20 protein-coding genes are annotated in these 18,015 nt (G+C 67.9%); 8 read left to right on the forward strand and 12 right to left on the reverse strand.

The window, feature by feature from the left end; all coding sequences use genetic code 11:
• Positions 1–21 precede the first annotated feature (21 nt).
• The 6 genes from ACVRRC_RS18720 to ACVRRC_RS18745 form a co-directional block, all read right to left on the reverse strand.
• Complete coding sequence (locus ACVRRC_RS18720; RefSeq protein WP_013981819.1) at positions 22–429, reverse strand: diacylglycerol kinase; 408 nt, start codon at positions 427–429, stop codon at positions 22–24.
• Complete coding sequence (locus tag ACVRRC_RS18725) at positions 419–1,138, reverse strand: lipopolysaccharide kinase InaA family protein (RefSeq protein ID WP_045631812.1); 720 nt, start codon at positions 1,136–1,138, stop codon at positions 419–421. Before ACVRRC_RS18725 ends, ACVRRC_RS18720 begins: the two co-directional genes overlap by 11 nt.
• Positions 1,139–1,140: 2 nt before the next feature.
• Positions 1,141–1,818, reverse strand: coding sequence for a class I SAM-dependent methyltransferase (locus tag ACVRRC_RS18730; RefSeq protein ID WP_011912105.1), 678 nt, complete (start codon positions 1,816–1,818; stop codon positions 1,141–1,143).
• Between the two features lie 81 nt (positions 1,819–1,899).
• A complete protein-coding gene (locus ACVRRC_RS18735) occupies positions 1,900–3,168 on the reverse strand; it encodes a sensor histidine kinase (protein ID WP_472997360.1) in 1,269 nt (422 codons plus the stop codon).
• Complete coding sequence (locus ACVRRC_RS18740; RefSeq protein WP_013981815.1) at positions 3,158–3,841, reverse strand: response regulator transcription factor; 684 nt, start codon at positions 3,839–3,841, stop codon at positions 3,158–3,160. Before ACVRRC_RS18740 ends, ACVRRC_RS18735 begins: the two co-directional genes overlap by 11 nt.
• A gap of 84 nt (positions 3,842–3,925) precedes the next feature.
• A complete protein-coding gene (locus ACVRRC_RS18745) occupies positions 3,926–4,963 on the reverse strand; it encodes an SdiA-regulated domain-containing protein (protein ID WP_084898856.1) in 1,038 nt (345 codons plus the stop codon).
• A gap of 237 nt (positions 4,964–5,200) precedes the next feature.
• Between ACVRRC_RS18745 and ACVRRC_RS18750 the strand changes: the two genes are divergently transcribed.
• Genes ACVRRC_RS18750 through ACVRRC_RS18785 form a run of 8 tightly spaced genes read left to right on the forward strand, consistent with a single transcriptional unit; the run spans position 5,201 to position 12,266 of the window.
• The gene (locus ACVRRC_RS18750) at positions 5,201–5,890 is read left to right on the forward strand and encodes a thermostable hemolysin (RefSeq protein WP_472997362.1); all 690 of its coding nucleotides are present in this window, start codon (positions 5,201–5,203) and stop codon (positions 5,888–5,890) included.
• Positions 5,874–7,319 carry an AMP-binding protein gene (locus tag ACVRRC_RS18755; RefSeq protein WP_472997363.1) on the forward strand — a complete coding sequence of 482 codons (1,446 nt, stop codon included), beginning with the start codon at positions 5,874–5,876 and terminating at the stop codon, positions 7,317–7,319. The genes ACVRRC_RS18750 and ACVRRC_RS18755 overlap by 17 nt, the downstream gene beginning before the upstream one ends.
• A 15-nt stretch (positions 7,320–7,334) precedes the next feature.
• On the forward strand, positions 7,335–8,006 hold the full coding sequence (locus ACVRRC_RS18760; protein WP_472997364.1) for a TenA family transcriptional regulator: 672 nt from the start codon (positions 7,335–7,337) through the stop codon (positions 8,004–8,006).
• A complete protein-coding gene (locus ACVRRC_RS18765; RefSeq protein WP_017245388.1) occupies positions 7,993–8,823 on the forward strand; it encodes an SDR family oxidoreductase in 831 nt (276 codons plus the stop codon). The genes ACVRRC_RS18760 and ACVRRC_RS18765 overlap by 14 nt, the downstream gene beginning before the upstream one ends.
• Positions 8,820–9,470, forward strand: coding sequence for a tetratricopeptide repeat protein (locus ACVRRC_RS18770; protein ID WP_472997365.1), 651 nt, complete (start codon positions 8,820–8,822; stop codon positions 9,468–9,470). Before ACVRRC_RS18765 ends, ACVRRC_RS18770 begins: the two co-directional genes overlap by 4 nt.
• Before the next feature lie 60 nt (positions 9,471–9,530).
• Positions 9,531–10,190 (forward strand): response regulator, encoded by a 660-nt coding sequence (locus tag ACVRRC_RS18775; RefSeq protein WP_045631807.1) that lies wholly within the window; start codon positions 9,531–9,533, stop codon positions 10,188–10,190.
• A complete protein-coding gene (locus ACVRRC_RS18780) occupies positions 10,184–11,656 on the forward strand; it encodes an ATP-binding protein (protein WP_472997366.1) in 1,473 nt (490 codons plus the stop codon). The genes ACVRRC_RS18775 and ACVRRC_RS18780 overlap by 7 nt, the downstream gene beginning before the upstream one ends.
• A gap of 58 nt (positions 11,657–11,714) precedes the next feature.
• Positions 11,715–12,266 (forward strand): cytochrome b, encoded by a 552-nt coding sequence (locus ACVRRC_RS18785; protein ID WP_011912094.1) that lies wholly within the window; start codon positions 11,715–11,717, stop codon positions 12,264–12,266.
• A gap of 54 nt (positions 12,267–12,320) precedes the next feature.
• Here the strand turns inward: ACVRRC_RS18785 and ACVRRC_RS18790 are convergent, their stop codons facing one another.
• The 6 genes from ACVRRC_RS18790 to narJ form a co-directional block, all read right to left on the reverse strand.
• Positions 12,321–13,553, reverse strand: a complete 1,233-nt coding sequence (locus ACVRRC_RS18790; protein ID WP_472997367.1) for a molybdopterin molybdotransferase MoeA — start codon at positions 13,551–13,553, stop codon at positions 12,321–12,323.
• Entirely contained in the window at positions 13,550–14,095 is a 546-nt protein-coding gene (gene moaB / locus ACVRRC_RS18795; RefSeq protein WP_017245394.1) for a molybdenum cofactor biosynthesis protein B, read from the reverse strand. Before moaB ends, ACVRRC_RS18790 begins: the two co-directional genes overlap by 4 nt.
• Positions 14,096–14,335: 240 nt before the next feature.
• Positions 14,336–15,325, reverse strand: coding sequence for a GTP 3',8-cyclase MoaA (moaA, locus tag ACVRRC_RS18800; RefSeq protein ID WP_013981802.1), 990 nt, complete (start codon positions 15,323–15,325; stop codon positions 14,336–14,338).
• 109 nt (positions 15,326–15,434) lie between these two features.
• Positions 15,435–16,391: a peptidylprolyl isomerase gene (locus ACVRRC_RS18805; protein ID WP_019406545.1), complete on the reverse strand. Its 957-nt coding sequence runs from the start codon at positions 16,389–16,391 to the stop codon at positions 15,435–15,437.
• Positions 16,392–16,472: 81 nt separating this feature from the next.
• Entirely contained in the window at positions 16,473–17,264 is a 792-nt protein-coding gene (narI, locus tag ACVRRC_RS18810) for a respiratory nitrate reductase subunit gamma (protein ID WP_011912089.1), read from the reverse strand.
• Entirely contained in the window at positions 17,257–18,012 is a 756-nt protein-coding gene (gene narJ / locus ACVRRC_RS18815; RefSeq protein WP_011912088.1) for a nitrate reductase molybdenum cofactor assembly chaperone, read from the reverse strand. The genes narI and narJ overlap by 8 nt, the downstream gene beginning before the upstream one ends.
• Positions 18,013–18,015: the final 3 nt, after the last annotated feature.

An 18,015-nucleotide genomic window follows, 5' to 3' on the forward strand; every position in this document is an offset into this window, starting at 1 on the left:
TCCTGGGTGAATGGAAGAAATTCAGAGGAGGATCACCGCCCAGATCAGCGCGATCAGCAGCATGGTCAGCAGCTGCGCCGCGCTGCCCATGTCCTTGGCGCGCTTGGACAGCGGGTGCAGCTCCAGCGAAATGCGGTCGACGGTGGCCTCGATGGCCGAATTGAGCAGCTCGACGATGGGCGCCAACAGCACCACGGCGATCAGCACGGCGCGCTCGACCCGACTGACCTCGAGCAGGAATGCCAGCGGTATCAGCAGCAGGCAGAGCAGCACCACCTGGCGGAACGCCGCTTCGCCGCGGTAGGCGGCCCGCAGGCCGGCCAGCGAATAGCCCCCGGCGAGCCACAGCCGCATCAGGCCGCTGCGCCCCTTGAGCGCCGCGCCATCGGCCACTGTGCTGCCGCTTTCGGATGAGCATTCAGGCGACATCGCAGCGCACCTCGCGATAGCCGGCATGGGCGGTCAGCAGCCGTTGCCAGTCCGGTTCGCTCATGGCCGTGCAATGACGCCTGAGCTGGCGCAGGTCATGCCGGGCGGCGGCGTGACGGCGCAGCCGACGCCGGCTCTTTTCCAGATCGAGCAGGGCCACCTCGACCTGCGCTCCATCGTCTTGGCCATGGACCCTGAGGAAAATGTGCTTGGGGTAACAGCAACCATGCTGCCAACGCGCGTGGTGGAGACGCCCGAGGGTGCGGCCGACCGCATCCAGCATGCGTGCCTGCACGACGCTGCCGTAGTAGCCCGGCATGCCCTCGTCGTACCAGTCCTCCAGGCTGACGAAGCCCTGCAGTTCGGCCGTTACCAGCAGGGCCTGCCACTGCCCTGCCTGCTGCCGCGTACCGCAGTAGATCAGCTCCGGCACGCGCACCCCGAGATCACGCAGGGCCTGCAGCGCGTGGCACTCGCGCAGCACCGTGGGCCGGCCGAACGGATGCAGCGGCGAGCGGTACAGATGGCCGATCTGGCGCTTGCAGTAGAGCAACGGCTGCTGCAGATCGCGCGGGCGAATCCGCTGCACGCCGCTTTCGCCGGCGCGTCGCCGGTTGGGCTCCTCGACCCACTCGCCACGCATGTCCCACCAGCGCTGAAAGGTGCTGGTCCGCGCCTCGCGGGCCGGCAGTACGAAGGCTCGGCTCATGCTCAACCCCGCTTGCGCAGTACGTAGACCCGCCACATAGCGTAGCCCGGGAGGAAATCGCTGCGGTCGAGGATGTCGAAACCGGCCTCGGCGAACTCCGCCTCAATCACCGAACGGGCGACCACGAAGCGGTTCTGGTTGTCCTTGGCCGGCCGCCGACGCTCCAGGCGCCTGCGCTTCCAGGCCTTGTAGTTGCCGTCCACCCACAGCGAGACGATCAGCGTGTCGCGCGTGACGCGGTGGAATTCGCGCAGCATCGCCAGGCGATGCGCCGGGTCGGCGATGTGATGCAGCAGGCGCATGCAGAAGATGCTGTCCACCGCGTTGTCGCCCATGTCGATGGCGAAGGCCGAGGTCTGGAAGGTCTCCACCCGCTTGACCACCTCCAGCGGCTGCGCGGCCTCGGCGATGGCCAGCATGTCGGCGGAATTGTCCGCGGCGAAGATCATCCGGCTCGGGTGCTCGGCCAAAAGGGGCCAGAAGCGCCCGGCCCCACAGGGCAGATCGAGGACCAGATCGGGCTCGCCGGCGATTTTCAGCGCGCGTCGCGCCATCTGCTCGTCACGCCAATGCGACAGCCGTCGGGCGAGGCCGTCCTGGTGCTTGTGCAGGTATTCGTAGGCGTGCTGGCGGTCGTACTTGCGCGAGAACTCAAGTTCGATGGGGCTCGATGTCGGCATGTCGGGCACTCCGGGGGAAGACGGAGCGCCAAACTAACCGGCCGGACATCAACGGGTTGTCAAAGAGATGTGAAAAAAACGTCAAGACGCCAGGCGGACGGCAAAGCAGCTGCCGCAGGGTTCGCGGCCATGCACTTCGACCGCCCAGCCCTGGTGCGCACAGATTCGCCGCACCAGCGACAGCCCCAGGCCGAGCCCTTCGCCGCGCCCCTCGGCACCCCGCACGAAGGGCTGGAACATGCGCTCCTGCTGATCTACCGGAATCCCCACGCCGGTGTCTTCGACGCGGAAGCCGCCGTGCTCGAGCACCAGCCGCACCTGCCCGTGCTCGGTGTAGTGCAAGGCGTTGCGCAGCAGGTTGGACATCACCGTGCCGAGCAGCGTGTGGTTGTAGGTCTGCTGGTCATCGCCTTCGCGCACCACCTCGAACGCCAGTCCCTTTTCCCGCATCGGTGGCCCCCAGCGCTCGCTCTGCTCGCGGGCAACATCAGCCAGGCCGGCGCTGCCACCGAAGACCTCCTGCTGATCGGGCCTGGCCCGCGCCAGCAGCAGGAAGGTGTCGACCAGCGCCTGCATCTCCTCGGCCGCGCGCTGGATGCGCTCGGCCTGGCGCCGCGAGCGCTCGGGCAGGTCGCTGGCGAGCAGCAGCTCGCAGGCGCCGAGCACCACCATCAGCGGCGTGCGCAGCTCGTGGCTGACGTCGGCGGTGAACAGCCGCTCGCGCTCCAGCGTCTGGCGCAGCTGGCCGAGGGTGCTGTCGAACGCAGCCGCCAGATGGCCCACCTCGTCATCCACATACTGCAGCGCCAGCGGCGGCGCCAGCGGATGCAGCTGGTCGCGGTGGCGCACCTGATTGGCCAGCCGGCTGACCGGGGCCATCACCTTGTGCGCCATCAGCCGGCCGAGCAGCCAGGCGCCCAGCACGCTCAGCAGGAAGCCGGCGAGCACTGTCTTGAACAGGGCGTTCTCACGCTCCTCGAACTCGTTCTGGTCTTCCATCAGCACGTAGCGCTCGCCGTCCAGATCGCGTACGTAGACGTAGTAGGCCTCGTCGCCGCGGACCACCTCGGTGAAACCCTCGGGCAGCGTGGCGAAGCCTTCGGGCAGCGGATAGTCCGGCAGCGCGGTGCTGAAGAAGCGTGTCTGGGCGTCGAGGCGCGGTGGACGTCCGCTGGGCAGGTCCTCGTGCAGCACGATATCCAGCTCGCGACTCAGCTCCTCGGTCACCAGCTGTGACTCGACGAAGTAGACCACCGCGACGATCCCCAGCGAGAACACGCCGCTGACCACCAGGGTCATCAGCGTGAAGGCGATGACGATGCGGCGGGCGAAGGGTTGCTTAGTGAGCATCGCCGTCCTCCGCCAGACGGAAGCCCACACCGTGCACGGTGTGCAGCAGCGGCCGGTCGAAGGGCTTGTCCAGTGCCTGGCGCAGCTGGTGGATGTGGCTGCGCAGGCTGTCGCTGTCCGGTACGTTGTCGCCCCACAGCGCTTCCTCCAGCGCCTCGCGGCGCACCACCGCCGGGCTGCGCTGCATGAGGATGGCCAGCAGCTTGTGGCCGATGGGGTTGAGCCGTATCGGCACGCCGCCGCGGCTGACGGCCAGGGTATCGAGGTCATAGACCAGGTCACCGACCTGCAGCTGGCGACGCCGCGAACCCTGGCTGCGACGCAACACCGCCTCGATACGGGCGACCAGTTCGGACAGCGCGAAGGGCTTGATCAGATAGTCGTCGGCGCCGGCTTCCAATCCCTTGATGCGATCCGGCAGGGCGTCGCGCGCGGTGAGCATGATGATCGGCGTGTCGCGCCGTGCGTCTTCGCGCAGGCGCTTGCACACCTGATAGCCGTCGATGCCGGGCAGCATGATGTCCAGCACGATGAGGTCGTATTCCTGGGTCGCGGCCAGGTGCAGGCCACTCAGCCCGTCCTGCGCACAGTCCACCAGGTAGCCCTTGAGCTCGAGGTAGTCGAGCACGTTGGCCAGGATGTCACGGTTGTCTTCAATGACCAGGATGCGCATATCGGTTCGCGGCTATGACGATCTTTTCACGGCTTCTTGACGAAGGGCTCAGGGACGTCAACGCAGGCTGCGCCGCGTTCGTCCTCAGCCGTGGATCATACGATGCCTTTTCTCCGTCATGCTCAGCTTCGTTATCTCGTCCTGCTGCTCCTCTGGCTCGTGGTATTCCGGTTGACCCTCCTCGCGGCGGAAGCTGTAGAACAGGTTCGGCTCGCTGACCACGTACAGCGTGCCGTCGTTGTCCAGGGTCACGCCTTCAGGCTGCGGCGCCGAGCGGCCGAGGTCGCTGAACAGGCCGTTGAGGCTGCGGTAGCTGAGCATGCGACCGTCGGCGCCGAGCTCCATCACCAGCCGCGACTCGTCGCTGAGCAGAATCAGGTGGCCGGTCTCTGCATCGAAGTGGATGTCGGAGAGGTCGGTGGCAAACACCTGACTGGCGATCCAGTCACTGCGATCGTGAACGGCCAGTTGCAGCTGACCGTCGAGGCTGGCGGCGACGCCCCGGACCTCGTAGAGCTGGCGCGGGTCGCGCTCCTTGACGATGAACAGGCGGTCGCCCACGGCATCGTAGGTCACCCCCTCGAAGCCCTTGTTGCCGTTGAGGCCGATGCCCAGGGAGAAGAACCTGGCCTCGGACACATTGATGCTGCGCGCCAGTGCCGGTAGCTGGAAGATGCTGATCCGCTGGGCACGCTCGTCGGACACCGCAACCCGGCCACCACCCATATAGGTCAGCCCCTCGATATCGCCGAAGCCCTCCAGCGGATAGCGCTCGAGCAGCTCGCCGCGCTTGCTCAACGCGACGATTTCCGTCGGCCCGCCATTGATCACGCCAAGCAGGCGGTCGAGATCGCTGTCGTAGGTGATCGCCGAGAGGTTGCGGCTGATGCCCTCGATCGGTCGGGCGTCGATGGCCACCCGATAGCCCGGCAGCCAACGCAGCGCCGGATCGTGCGCGCTGACGTTCCACTGATGGGTCAGGTGGAAATACAGCCGCTCGTTCCAGTGCAACGCGATGCTCACGCCCAGGCCGATCAGCAGCAATGCGAGCAGGCCGAACAGCCGGTAATGGCGGCCCGAGCCTGTGGCCGGGCGTGGGGCGGGGTATGGATGAATCTGCATCTGCTGGCCTTCCTCTTCGCGGCTCGCTCTGCTTGCGATAGCTGCTTCGGTGGTCGGCCGGCCAGCGTTCGATGGGCCTCTGGCGCAGCTGGAGCACCGGTGGCTCGACCCCGAGCGCGGCGACCATAGCCCAGCGAATGTGAAGAAAATGTCAGCGTTCTGACGGCTTCGGCGACTTAAGACTGCCTTAAGTTTGCCCACCAACAATCGGCCCAGGCTTCTAACCGAGGTTCCCCAATGGAACTGCCCTGGGTTGATCACACCGACATACTGGCCCGCATCGGCCGCGAGCCCTCGCTCTGCCTGCAACTGACACAGGCCGGCGAGGACCCGCGGCGCGTCGCCCTTGAAGACTTCATTCGCCAGCGCTTCGCCGAGCATTACGGCGCCCGGGTGCGTCACTTCATGCCCTGCCTGCTTGGCCTGCATGGCGACAACGGCCAGGTGCAGGGCGCGGTCGGCCTGCGCAGCGCGCAGCGTCGCCCGCTGTTTCTCGAACGGTACCTGGACGAACCCATCGAGCTGGCCGTTGCCCGCCGCAGCGGCCGCCCGGTGCCGCGCGAGGAAATCGTCGAGGTCGGCAACCTGGCGGCCTTCGGCAATGCCTCGGCGCGGCTGCTGATCGTCGCGCTGACCGATCTGCTGGTCGCCCAGGGCTTTCGCTGGGTGGTGTTCACCGGCACGCCGGCCCTGCTCAACAGCTTCCAGCGCCTGGCCCTGGAGCCACTGGCGCTGGCCCCGGCCGACCCGGCGCGGATGGGCGAGGAGCTGGCCGACTGGGGCAGCTACTACGCCAGCCGCCCGCAGCTGATGGCCGGCGAGATCCTGCCCGGCCACCAGCGCCTGCTGCAGCTGGGCATCTACGCCCGACTTGGCTACCAACCGTTGTTCGATGCCTCGGAGGTGCCGCATGCAGCCTGCAACTGAACGCTTCTGGACAGTCCTGGAACAGCACAGCGGCATCGCCCTGGGCGAAGGGCCGCGCCAACTGAGCTACGCCGAATTGCGCCACGAGGTGGCCGCACGCGCCAGTCAGCTGCAACAGCTCGGCGTGCAGCGCGTCGCCCTGGCGCTGGACAACGGCCTGGAGTGGGCGCTGTGGGATCTGGCCCTGCTGCGCGCCGGGCTGATCTGCGTGCCGCTGCCGGGCTTCTTTTCCCCGGCACAGCAGGAGCATGTGCTGAACCACGCCGGCATCGACTGCCTGATCGGCACGCCAGGCGCGCTCGCCGGGCGCTGCGACTTCCAATCCGCTGAAGCCGGCCTGCTGCTGCTCCAGCCGCAGACAGTCACGCCGGTGCCGGCCGGCACCAGCAAGATCACCTACACCTCCGGCACCACCGGCCAGCCCAAGGGCGTCTGCCTGGATGCCGAGGCGCAGCTGGCGGTGGCCGAGAGCCTGTGGCAGGTCAGCCTGCCGTGTGATGTCCGGCAGCACCTGTGCGTGCTGCCGCTGGCCACCCTGCTGGAAAACATCGCCGGGCTCTATGCGCCGCTGCTGGCCGGTGCCCGGATCGAGTTGCGGCCGCTGACGCAGATCGGCTTCTCCGGCAGTGCCGGCTTCGACCTGCCGCGCTTTCTCGCCACGCTGAACGAAAGCCGGCCGCAAAGCCTGATCCTGCTGCCGCAGCTGTTGCTGGCGCTGGTCAGCGCCGCCGAGCAGGGCCTGCCGCTGCCGACGACGCTGCGCTTCATCGCCGTCGGTGGCGGGCGGGTGGCGCCGCAGCTGCTCGAACGCGCCGAGCGGCTCGGCCTGCCGGTGTTCGAGGGCTACGGCTTGTCCGAATGCGCCTCGGTGGTCTGCCTGAACACGCCCGAAGCACGGCGCATCGGCACGGTCGGCCGGCCTTTGCCGCACGTCGAGCTGCGCCTGGCCGACGACGGCGAGGTGCTGGTCAGGGGCCCGCAGATGCTCGGCTATCTCGGCGAGCCTCCGCAGGTCGGCGAGTGGCTGGCCACCGGCGATCTCGGCCATTTCGAGGACGGTTTCCTGGTTCTGCACGGGCGCAAGAAGCACCAGTTCGTCACCGCCTACGGGCGCAACGTCAACCCGGAATGGGTGGAGGCCGAGCTGGTCCAGCAGGCGCCGATCGCCCAGGCCTGGCTGCATGGCGAGGCGCTGGCGCAGAACGTCGCGGTGCTGGTGCCGCGGTATCCCGAGCTCAGCGATGCCGGACTGCAGGCGGCAATCGACCGGGTCAACGCCGGCCTGCCGGACTACGCCCGCGTACACCGCTGGCTGCGTGCCGACGCGCCGTTCGGCGCCAGCAACGGCCTGGCCACTGCCAACGGCCGGCTGCGCCGCAATGCGCTGTTCAACCATTACCAATCGGCGATCAACGCCATTCAGCCCTGACTTTCGAGGTTCACCATGGAATTCTTCGACCAGCTGCAACAGCAGACCAGCGCCGAGCGCGACTACCTGTTGGCCGCGCCGATCATCCATTCGGCGCTCGCCGGCACCGCGACCCGCGCGCAATACATCGCCTTCCTCACCCAGGCCTACCACCACGTCAAACATACCGTGCCGCTGCTGATGGCCTGCGGTGCGCGCCTGCCGGAGCGGCTGGAATGGCTGCGCGAGGCCATCGCCGAATACATCGAGGAAGAGATCGGCCACCAGGAATGGATCCTCAACGACATCCGCGCTTGCGGCAGCGATGCCGAGGCGGTGCGCCATGGCCAGCCGGCGCTGCCCACCGAGCTGATGGTCGCCTACGTCTACGACCGCATCGCCCGGCACAACCCGGCGAGCTTCTTCGGCATGGTCAACGTGCTCGAAGGTACCAGCATCGCCCTGGCCACCCAGGCCGCCGGCGTGCTGCAGGACAAGCTCGACCTGCCGGCCAAGGCGTTCAGCTACCTGACCTCCCACGGCAGCCTGGACCTGGAGCACATCGAGTTCTTCAAGCGCCTGATGAACCGCCTCGATAACGAGGACGACAAGGCCGCCGTGGTGCACACCGCGCGGGTGGTCTACCGCCTCTATGGCGACATCTTCCGCAGCCTTCCCGCGGCGGAGCACGACCATGCACTTGCCTGACGCGCGCATCCTGCTCACCGGTGCCAGCGGCGGTATCGGCCAGCTGCTGGTGGAACGGCTCTGCGCCGGCGGTGCCCGGCTGCTGCTGGTGGGGCGCGACAGCATTGCGCTGGAAAGCCTGGCCCGCCGTTACCCTGGGCAGATCAGTCTGGTCGTGGCAGACCTCACCCAACGCAGCGGGCGACAGCTGGTGCTGGAGGCCGCGCGCCGCTTTGGCGGGCTCAACGGTGTGATCAACGCCGCTGGGGTCAATCAGTTCAGCCTGCTCGAACAACAGGACGAGGACGCCATCGCCCGGCTGATCGGCGTCAACGTCACCGCCACCCTGCAGTTGACCCACCTGCTGCTGCCCTTGCTGCGCCAGCAACCGCGAGCGCTGCTGGTCAATCTCGGCTCGACTTTCGGCTCCATCGGCTACCCCGGCTTCACCGCCTACTGCGCCAGCAAGTTCGCCTTGCGCGGCTTCTCCGAGGCGCTGCGCCGCGAGCTGGCCGACAGCCAGATCAAGGTGCTCTATATCGCGCCGCGCGCCACCCGTACGGCGATGAACAGCGCCGACGTGGTAGCGATGAACGACGAGCTGAAGGTGGAGATGGATGATCCGCAAGAGGTCGCCCGGCAGATCGTCCATGCCATCACCGCCGAGCGAGAGGAGTTCTATCTCGGCTGGCCGGAAAAACTCTTCGTGCGCCTCAACGGCGTACTGCCGCGGCTGGTCGACCAGGCGCTGCGCAAGCAATTGCCGGTGATCAAGCGCTTCGCCCGTGCCGAACAGCCACCCGCACCGCAACCCACCTCTCCCGGAGAACACCCATGAAGCCTCTGCTCGGCCTTTGCGCCCTGATGCTGGCCCTGGCCAGCCTGCCCTCCTTCGCTCTCAGCCCGGCCGGCGAGTCGTCGCTGCGTCAGATCCAGACGCGCTGGGCCGAGATCAACTACCAGACGCCCGAGACCCAGCGCGAAACCGCCTTCGCCAGGCTCGCCTCAGAGGCCGAAAGCGCGGTGATCGGCGAACCGCAGGCCGCCGAACTGCATATCTGGCATGGCATCGTGCTCAGCACCTGGGCCGGCGCCAAGGGCGGACTCGGCGCGTTGGGGCTGGTCAAGCAGGCCAAGGCCGAACTGGAAAAGGCCATCGAGCTCGACCCCGCGGCACTCGACGGTTCGGCCTACACCAGCCTCGCCAGTCTCTACTACCAGGTGCCCGGCTGGCCAATCGGCTTCGGCGACGAAGACAAGGCCGAGGCGCTGTTCAAACAGGCGCTGGCGCTGAACCCGGACGGCATCGACCCCAACTACTTCCACGGTGACTTTCTGCTGCGCCAGAAGCGCTATGGCGAGGCGCAGGCCGCGCTGCAGAAGGCCCTCGCCGCACCCGATCGCCCCGGCCGTGAAGTGGCCGATGCCGGCCGCCGCGAGGAAGCCCGCGCGCTGCTGGCCAGGGTCCAGGAAAAGCTGGAATAAACCGAGACGGCGGCGTTGAATGCACAGCAACGCCCAGCGGCGGAGAACGACAGGAACGACATGCGCATTCTGCTGGTGGAAGACGATCGCGCCCTTGGCGAGGGCATCCGCACCGCGCTCAAGCCGGAGGGTTATACGGTGGACTGGCTGCAGGACGGCGCCAGTGCGCTGCATGCGCTGAACCATGAAAGCTTCGAGCTGGTCATCCTCGACCTCGGCCTGCCGCGCCTGGACGGGCTGGAGCTGCTCAAGCGCCTGCGCGCTGCCGGCAAGCCGGTGCCGGTGCTGGTGCTCACCGCGCGCGATGCCACCAGCGACCGCATCGCCGGGCTGGACGCCGGCGCCGACGACTACCTGGTCAAGCCGTTCGACGTCGCCGAACTCAAGGCCCGCCTGCGTGCCCTGCTCCGGCGTAGCTTCAATCGACCGGAACCGGTGCTGGAATACCGCGGCATCCTGCTCGACCCGGTCAACCAGCAGGTCAGTTACCAGGGCACGCCGATCAACCTGCCGCGCAAGGAGTTCGTCCTGCTCCACGAGCTGCTCGCCCAGCCCGGTCGCGTGCTGACCCGCGATCGCCTCCAGCAGGTGCTCTACGGCTGGGACGAAGACGTCGAGAGCAATGCGCTGGAGGTGCACATCCACCACCTGCGCAAGAAGTTCTTTCCCGAGCTGATCCGCACCGTGCGCGGCGTCGGCTATCTGGTGGACAAATGCTGAAGCGCTCGATCCGCCAGCGCACCCTGGCGCTGCTGCTCGGCACCCTGCTGGTCTCGCTGAGCCTGATCTCCTGGCGCAGCTACCGCGACGCGCGCCACGAGATCGAGGAACTGTTCGACGCCCAGCTGGCGCAAAGCGCGCGGCTGGTGCAGGGCCTGGTGATGCGCGAGATGGAGCCGCAGGCCCGTCAGGCCCTGCAAACCGCGCTGGATGCGGCGGTGAACGCTCGCCGCGATCAGGGCGTGCCGGGGCACGACTACGAGACCAAGCTGGGTTTTCAGGTCTACGCCGAGGACGGCAACAGCGTGCTGCAGTCGGCCGGCGCACCGAACGGCGCCCTGCAGCAGCTGGCCGCGGGTTCGGCGTCGCCGTTCAGCCACCTGGCCGGCGGCTATCACGAGGTGCTGCTCGACGGCCATGCCTGGCGCCTGTTCCTGCTGCACGACCGCGAGGACGCGCTGTGGATTCTGGTCAGCGAGCGCGGCGATGTGCGGGGCGAGCTGGTGGGCAAGATCGCCCGGCGCAGCCTGTTGCCCGACCTCGTCGGCCTGCCACTGCTGGCGTTGCTGATCTGGCTGGCGGTGGGCTGGGGCCTGCGCCCGCTGGCACGCATGGCTCAGTTGCTCAAGCGCCGCGACCCGGACAACCTCGCGCCGCTGTTGCTGGCACCGCTGCCGCAGGAGCTGGAACCGGTGGCGGCCTCGCTCAATCGCCTGCTGCAACAGGTCAATCAGCTGATCGAACGGGAGAAGCGCTTCATCGCCGACGCCGCCCACGAACTGCGCACGCCGCTGGCGGTGCTGCGCATCCATGCACAGAACGCGCTGCAGGCCGCCAGCGAGGACGAGCGCGAACGGGCTCTCGAACAGCTGATCGCCGGCGTCGACCGCACCACCCGCGTGGTCACCCAGCTGCTGACCCTGGCGCGCCTGGAACCGAGTGCCCAGCGCCTGGGCCTGACCGACCTCGATCTGCTGCCGCTGTGTCGTGAAACCCTCGCCGAGCTGACGCCCCTGGCGCTGGCCCGCGGCCAGGAGCTGACGCTGGATGTCGACGAGCTGGCCGATTTCCACCTCAGCGGCGATGCGGCGAGCCTCGCCACGCTGCTGCAGAATCTGGTCGGCAACGCCCTGCAGTACACCCCCGACGGCGGCCAGATCCAGGTCGGCCTGCAGGCCACCGCTGCCGCGATCACGCTACAGGTGGACGACAGCGGCCCCGGGGTGCCGGCGCCGCAACGGGACAAGCTGTTCGAGCGCTTCTATCGACAGGGTGACGGCCAGGGTGCGGGCCTCGGCCTGGCCATCGTCGCGCGCATTGCCGAGCTGCACGGCGCCAGCATCGAGCTGGCCGACTCGCCGCTCGGCGGGCTGCAGGTCGCCGTGCACCTGCCCCGCCAGCCTCTCAGCACGACCACCGGCGCGCAGCCGCGACCGCACGCCACAGGCGCAACGGGCATTCGCTAAGGTTCGCTTAAGCCTGGCGCCCTAGACTGCCGCCATTCCCCCACACGGAGTGCGTGAAATGTCTGTGACCACCCCCCTGCCGCGTTACGGCCGGCTGAGCATCGCCCTGCACTGGCTGATGCTGCTGCTGATTGCCGCCGTCTACGCCACCATCGAACTCAAGGGCAACTTCGCCAAGGGCAGCGAGCCACGCGAGCTGCTCAAGCACTGGCATTTCATGCTCGGCATGACGGTGTTCGCGCTGGTCTGGCTGCGGCTGATCGCCCGCTGGTTGCACCCGGCGCCGCACTCGCTTGCCGGCGCGGGATGGGAACAGGCGCTGGCCAAGCTGATGCACCTGGCGCTGTACGCGCTGATGATCGGTCTGCCGCTGCTCGGCTGGCTGACCCTGAGCGCGGCGGGCAAGCCGATCCCCTTCTTCGGCCTCGAACTGCCGGCGCTGATCGGCGCGGACAAGGCGCTGGCCGGCGATTTCAAGGAGCTGCATGAAACGCTGGCGGTGGCCGGCTACTGGCTGATCGGCCTGCATGCCGCAGCCGCGCTGTTCCACCAGTACGTGCGCCGCGACGGCACCCTGTTGCGCATGCTACCGCAGCGCCACCAGGCCTGAGGCGCAGACGCGACAACGCCCGGCCGATTCGCATCGGCCGGGCGTCGTGGCGTTTCAGCCGAGCAGTTCGCTGAACGGCAGGTACTGCACCAGCTCGCCTTCGGCGAGGGTGCGCTGGCACTCGACGACGGCCAGCCCATCCGCCCAGGTCGCCGAGGTCAGCATGGCCGAGCCCTGGCGCGGGAACAGACGCACCTCGAGCCGGCCATCGACCGCTTCGAGCCGCGCGCGCAGGAACTGCTGGCGCACGTTGGCCTTGCGCCAGGCGAAGCCGGCAGACAGGCGCAGCGGCGTGACCTGCACCTGCGTGCAGCCCTGGGCGCGCAGCAGGAACGGCCGAGCCACCACCAGCGAGGTGACCAGCGCCGCCGCCGGGTTGCCGGGCAGGCCGATCCACGGCGTGCCGTTGACTTCGCCGAAGGCCAGCGGCTTGCCCGGCTGGATCGCCAGACGCCACAGGTGCAGCTCGCCCAATTCGCGAATCGCCTGCTTGAGGTGATCCTCCTCACCCACCGAAACACCGCCCGAGGTGATGATCAGGTCGAAGCGGCTCGCCGCATCGGCCAGCGCGTCGCGGCTGGCGCCCAGATCGTCGATCAGGATCGGGTAGTCGTGCACCTCGCAGCCGAGGCTCTGCAACACGCCGAGCAGGCTGTAGCGGTTGGAGTTGTAGATCTGCCCGGCGTCCAGCGGCTCGCCCGGCTCGCGCAGTTCGTTGCCGCTGGACAGCAGCGCCACGCGCAGACGCCGGTACACCTTCACCCGCGCCACGCCGAAGGTCGCCAGCAGGCCGAGCTCCTGCGGCCGAAGACGCTTGCCGGCGTCGATCAGACGCTCGCCAGCCGCGGTTTCCTCACCCAGGCAGCGCACGTTGTCACCGGCGTTCACCGCCGGCAGCCAGATGCGATCGCCTTCGATACGGCAGTTTTCCTGCGCCACCACGGCGTCCGCGCCCGGCGGCAACGGCGCGCCGGTGAAAATGCGCACCGCATGCCCGGCCGGCAGCTGCTGACTGGCGGCGTCCCCGGCGGCGATGCGTCCGGCCAGTGGCAGCGCACCGCCCTCGGCCGGCAGATCGGAGGCGCGCAGGGCGTAGCCGTCCATCGCGCTGTTGTCCCAGGGCGGCACCGGAAAGCTGGCATCCAGCGGCTCGGCGAGCACGCGACCGAGGGCATCGCGCAGCGCGACCTCTTCCACCGCGGGCGGCGCCGGCACCCGCGCCAGCAGCTCGGCGATGGCCTCGTCGACCGGCTTCAGCCCGCCGGTATCGCAGCCGCAGCCGCTCATGAGCGTGGCCCGCAGTTGTCCACCGCGGCCGCCTTCAGGTGCGGGACGAAGTTGCAGGGTTTGGTACGGCTGTCCAGCTGCTCGACAAGAATCTTGTTCCAGGCGGTGCGGCAGGCGTTGGTCGAGCCCGGCAGGCAGCAGACCAGCGTGCCGTTGCTCATCCCGGCCAGCGCGCGGGACTGCACGGTGGAGGTGCCGATCTCGCCCAGCGATACATGGCGGAACAGTTCGCCGAAGCCGTCGACGTCCTTGTCCAGCAGCGGCTGTACGGCCTGCGGGGTGTTGTCGCGGGCGGTGAAACCGGTGCCGCCGGTGATCAGCACCACCTGCACGTTTTCGCTGGCGATCCAGCTGCACACCCGGGCGCGGATCTGCCAGATGTCGTCCTTGACGATGGCCCGTTCGGCCAGCGTATGGCCTGCGCTCTGCAGACCGTCGATCAGCGCCTGGCCGGAGGTATCGGAATCGATGTTACGGGTGTCGCTCACCGTGAGCACGGCGATGTTCAGAGGCTGGAATTCGGTGTTGGACAGGTGAGCCATGGCTCGAAACTCCCTTGAAGATGTGTGCGCAGGCTGCACCGGCGCCGCGGGCCAGCCCATTCCCCGTTGGAGGTAGGCGCGCGGCAGGCGGTGCCGGCAGGTCGACCAACGCGTATGGCGTTGGTCAGCGAGCGTTGCGACAAGCCCGACTGCAACGCAGCGGGGCATGGGTCAGACCGGCAGTGCCGGCCGATGGTAGCGAATAAAACGGTCGGCCCGCAGCCCGTTCGGCGCGGGCAGTCAACCGCCGCTGGCGTTCATGAAGCGCAATACCTGGACCTCGCCGCCGCTGGAGAATTCGTGGCGCAGCGGTTTGCGTTGCAGCGCGGCGTGAATGGCGTCGATCACCGGCTGGTCGCTGGTCGGATGGCGGCGCAGCAGTGCACGCAGGTCGATGGAATGCTCGTGGCCCAGGCACAACAGCAGGCGACCTTCCACGGTCAGCCGCACGCGGTTGCAGGTGGCGCAGAAATTGTGCGAATGCGGCGAGATGAAGCCGATGCGCGTCTGCGGGTGCTCCGGCAGGCGCACATAGCGCGCCGGCCCGCCGCTCTGCTCGGCCGAATCGATCAGCGCGTGACGCTCGGCGATCAGCGCCTTGACCTCGTCGCTGGAGCAGAAGCTCTCGCCGCGCGAACGGCCGACATCGCCCAGCGGCATTTCCTCGATGAAGCTCAAGTCCAGCCCGCCGGCGATGGCAAAGTCCACCAGGTCGGCGACTTCCTCTGCGTTGCGGCCCTTCATCACCACGGCATTGAGCTTGATCCGCTCGAAGCCGGCGGCGCGCGCCGCATCGATGCCGTCGAGCACCTGCTGCAGCTGGCCGGTGCGGGTAATGGCGTGGAATTTCTCGGCGTCCAGGCTATCCAGACTGATGTTCAGCCGCTTGACCCCGGCCCGTGCCAGCGGTGCGGCGAGCCTGACCAGCTGCGAGCCGTTGGTGGTCATCACCAGTTCACGCAGACCGGGCAAGGCCGCGATGCGCTCGCAGAGACCGACGATGCCCTGGCGTACCAGCGGCTCGCCGCCGGTGAGGCGGATCTTCTTCACGCCCAGCCCGACGAAGATGCGCGCGATGCGCTCCAGCTCCTCCAGACCTAGCACCTGCTGGCGCGGCAGGAAGGTCATGTCCTCGGCCATGCAGTAGACGCAGCGGAAGTCGCAGCGGTCGGTGACCGACATGCGCAGGTAGTCGATCTGGCGGTTGTGGGCATCGCGTAGTTGAGTCATCGATAACACCTCTGAAGCCTCGTAGGGTGGATGACACTTCTTCATCCACCGTGGGCCTCGCGCGGTGGGTGGTGAAGCACCTTCCACCCGGCGCAGGGCCAAGCCGCCGTCATTGCATCAGTGGCGTTTCCGCGCCCTGCAGGTGGATTCCCTCGATGTTCGCCGCCCCCACCAGATTCTGCAGGTACTGGCTGACGCCGATCTGCCAGACACGCTGGTTGAGTTCGGCGCGAATCGTTCCGGCGACGATCTCGTAGGGCAATTGCTCGCCCTCGATACGCTGGTCGACGAACACCAGGTGGTAGCCATAGCGGCTTTCCAGCGGCTGCTGGCAGAGGCCGACCGGCAGACGGAACAGCTGGCGCTCGAACTCCGGCACGGTCTGGCCCTTGCTGATCTGCCCAAGCGCCCCGCCCTGCTCCTTGGATGGACAGGCCGAATGCTGCAACGCGAGCTCGGCGAAGCGTTGCGGCGCCGCCTGCAGTTGCTGCAACAGGCCCAACGCCTGTTCCCGCGCCAGGCTGCGCGCTTCGGCGTCATCTGCCGGACAGGCCAGCAGGATGTGCCGCGCGGCCAGCAGCGGCGCGCTGAAGAAGCGCTGACGGTTGCCGTTGTAGTACTGCTGACAGGCCGCCTCGTCGGCCAGCGGCAGCGGCACTTCCTGTTCGATCAGCGTGCGGGTGGCCGCTTCTTCCTCGCTTTCACCGGATTCAGCACGCACCACCAGGCCGAGTTCGGCGATGCGCTGCTGCAACAGCTCGCGCACCACCAGTGCCTGGGTCGCCAGAAAGACCGCCTCGTCGCGGCTCTCGGCGGGGTGATACTGCAATTCCTGGGCGATGGCCTGGGGCGCGATCGCCACCCCGTTGACCCGCACCCGCGGCCACTCCTGCTCGCTGCTGGCGATCAGCAACGGCTCGCCGGAGGCCTGCTCCTCGGCGGGCTGGTGTTCTTCTTCATGCGGTAGCTCCTCGAACAGAGGGGCCTCGGCCGGCACTTCGATTTCCGGGCGGGCGCCGCCACCGCAGCCGCCACCACCCGTGCTTCCACCACATCCACAACCCATGATGATTACCTCGATAAGACGCTTGAAGCTTCGATCCGATCGACCAGACCGGCTGACGCGTGGGGCGTCAGCCGGCAAGGGTCATACCGGGCTCTTGCTCTTTGCCGTGGCAGGCACGGCGGACGGCACGGCGGTTTCGCGTACCGGTGCTTCATAGGTGCGCGGGCGCTGCGGACGCGGCATGGCCGGCTTGACGCCCTTCTGCCGGACGATCTGGTAGCGCCGGCCCAGGTACCACACCGGCGCACTGACGATGTGCACCAGACGGGTGAAGGGGAACAGCACGAACAGGGTCACGCCGAGGAACACGTGCAGCTTGTAGATGACGCTGACCGACTCGATGGCGCCTGCGGCCTTGACCGGCTGCAGGGTGACCAGACTCTGCGCCCAGGTGCCCAGCAGCACCATCACCGAACCGTCCAGGTGGCCGGTGGAGGCGACGATGGTCAGCAGCCCCAGCACCAGCTGCGCCAGCAGCACGAACAGGATCATCACGTCGCTGGTGTTGGAGGTGGCCCGCACGCGCGCGTCGGTCAGCCGGCGATGGATCAGCATCACCAAGCCGATCAGGCAGAGGATGCCGAAGAAGCCACCGGACACCATCGCCACGATCTGCTTCTGACCGCTGGTGATGAAGTGGTGATAAAGCGCCTCGGGCATCAGCAGGCCGACGAAGTGACCGGCCAGGATGAAGATGATGCCGACGTGGAACAGGTTGCTCGCCAGGCGCATGCGGTTGTTCGACAGCATCTGGCTCGAGCCGGCCTTCCAGCTGTACTGCGACAGGTCGAAGCGCGCCCAGCTGCCGATCAGGCAGATGGCCAGGGCGATGTAGGGGTAGACCCCGAACAGCAGGAAATTGAAGTTAGACATTGCGCACCTCCTGGGCGAGCGCGGCGGCCTGCCCGTCATGCTTGAAATCGGTCCAGTGCAGCGGCACCGGGCTTTCCTCGCGAGCCTTGCCCGGCCCGCTCGGCATGGATGGGCAGCGATCCTGCTGCTCGGCCTGGAGGAAGTTGACCTGCTCCTCCTCCCAGATCTTGTCCAGGGCCTCCAGCGAGTCGTCGCGTTCTTCGGCGGCAACCTGCTCCTGCAGGCCGGCCAGGGTTTCCTGCACCGGCTCGCCGGCGATCTGCAGCAGTGCGGTGAAGCACGCGGCATGCGGGCTCTCGCGCTCCTGCAGACGGGCCGCCAGCAGGGCCAGCAGATGGGCGACATCGGCCAGCCCCTCGCGGGCCTCGAGGTCTTCGCGGGTGGCGAGGTACTCGAGGTACAGCGGGATGTAGTCCGGCAGCTCGCGCACGCCGATGGCGAAGCCGGCCTCGGTGTACTGCGCCATCAGGTCGACCATGGCCTGGCCGCGATCGCGGGACTCGCCATGCACGTGTTCGAACAGCAGCAGCGACAGCGCGCGGCCGCGGTCGAACAGGTCGGTGTAGCGCTCCTGCACGTCCATCAGGTCGCCTTCGGTCAGCTCGTCGAGCAGGCGGCGCAGCGCGATGCGCTGCTCCGGGCTGATCTCGCGGGCCGAGCCGATGGCCTGAGCCAGTTCGGCATGGCCGTCGCGCAGGTGCTGGTCGGGATAGTCCAGCAGCAGGGAAATCACTTTAAGGATGCGCATGGC

The sequence above is a fragment of the Stutzerimonas sp. LR2 genome (genome assembly GCF_055755175.1).

Bases quoted from the DNA above. Each gene is read 5' to 3' on its own strand.
- ACVRRC_RS18720 (WP_013981819.1), bottom strand. From the start codon at position 429: ATGTCGCCTGAATGCTCATCCGAAAGCGGCAGCACAGTGGCCGATGGC.
- ACVRRC_RS18725 (WP_045631812.1), bottom strand. From the start codon at position 1,138: ATGAGCCGAGCCTTCGTACTGCCGGCCCGCGAGGCGCGGACCAGCACC.
- ACVRRC_RS18730 (WP_011912105.1), bottom strand. From the start codon at position 1,818: ATGCCGACATCGAGCCCCATCGAACTTGAGTTCTCGCGCAAGTACGAC.
- ACVRRC_RS18735 (WP_472997360.1), bottom strand. From the start codon at position 3,168: ATGCTCACTAAGCAACCCTTCGCCCGCCGCATCGTCATCGCCTTCACG.
- ACVRRC_RS18740 (WP_013981815.1), bottom strand. From the start codon at position 3,841: ATGCGCATCCTGGTCATTGAAGACAACCGTGACATCCTGGCCAACGTG.
- ACVRRC_RS18745 (WP_084898856.1), bottom strand. From the start codon at position 4,963: ATGCAGATTCATCCATACCCCGCCCCACGCCCGGCCACAGGCTCGGGC.
- ACVRRC_RS18750 (WP_472997362.1), top strand. From the start codon at position 5,201: ATGGAACTGCCCTGGGTTGATCACACCGACATACTGGCCCGCATCGGC.
- ACVRRC_RS18755 (WP_472997363.1), top strand. From the start codon at position 5,874: ATGCAGCCTGCAACTGAACGCTTCTGGACAGTCCTGGAACAGCACAGC.
- ACVRRC_RS18760 (WP_472997364.1), top strand. From the start codon at position 7,335: ATGGAATTCTTCGACCAGCTGCAACAGCAGACCAGCGCCGAGCGCGAC.
- ACVRRC_RS18765 (WP_017245388.1), top strand. From the start codon at position 7,993: ATGCACTTGCCTGACGCGCGCATCCTGCTCACCGGTGCCAGCGGCGGT.
- ACVRRC_RS18770 (WP_472997365.1), top strand. From the start codon at position 8,820: ATGAAGCCTCTGCTCGGCCTTTGCGCCCTGATGCTGGCCCTGGCCAGC.
- ACVRRC_RS18775 (WP_045631807.1), top strand. From the start codon at position 9,531: ATGCGCATTCTGCTGGTGGAAGACGATCGCGCCCTTGGCGAGGGCATC.
- ACVRRC_RS18780 (WP_472997366.1), top strand. From the start codon at position 10,184: ATGCTGAAGCGCTCGATCCGCCAGCGCACCCTGGCGCTGCTGCTCGGC.
- ACVRRC_RS18785 (WP_011912094.1), top strand. From the start codon at position 11,715: ATGTCTGTGACCACCCCCCTGCCGCGTTACGGCCGGCTGAGCATCGCC.
- ACVRRC_RS18790 (WP_472997367.1), bottom strand. From the start codon at position 13,553: ATGAGCGGCTGCGGCTGCGATACCGGCGGGCTGAAGCCGGTCGACGAG.
- moaB (WP_017245394.1), bottom strand. From the start codon at position 14,095: ATGGCTCACCTGTCCAACACCGAATTCCAGCCTCTGAACATCGCCGTG.
- moaA (WP_013981802.1), bottom strand. From the start codon at position 15,325: ATGACTCAACTACGCGATGCCCACAACCGCCAGATCGACTACCTGCGC.
- ACVRRC_RS18805 (WP_019406545.1), bottom strand. From the start codon at position 16,391: ATGGGTTGTGGATGTGGTGGAAGCACGGGTGGTGGCGGCTGCGGTGGC.
- narI (WP_011912089.1), bottom strand. From the start codon at position 17,264: ATGTCTAACTTCAATTTCCTGCTGTTCGGGGTCTACCCCTACATCGCC.
- narJ (WP_011912088.1), bottom strand. From the start codon at position 18,012: ATGCGCATCCTTAAAGTGATTTCCCTGCTGCTGGACTATCCCGACCAG.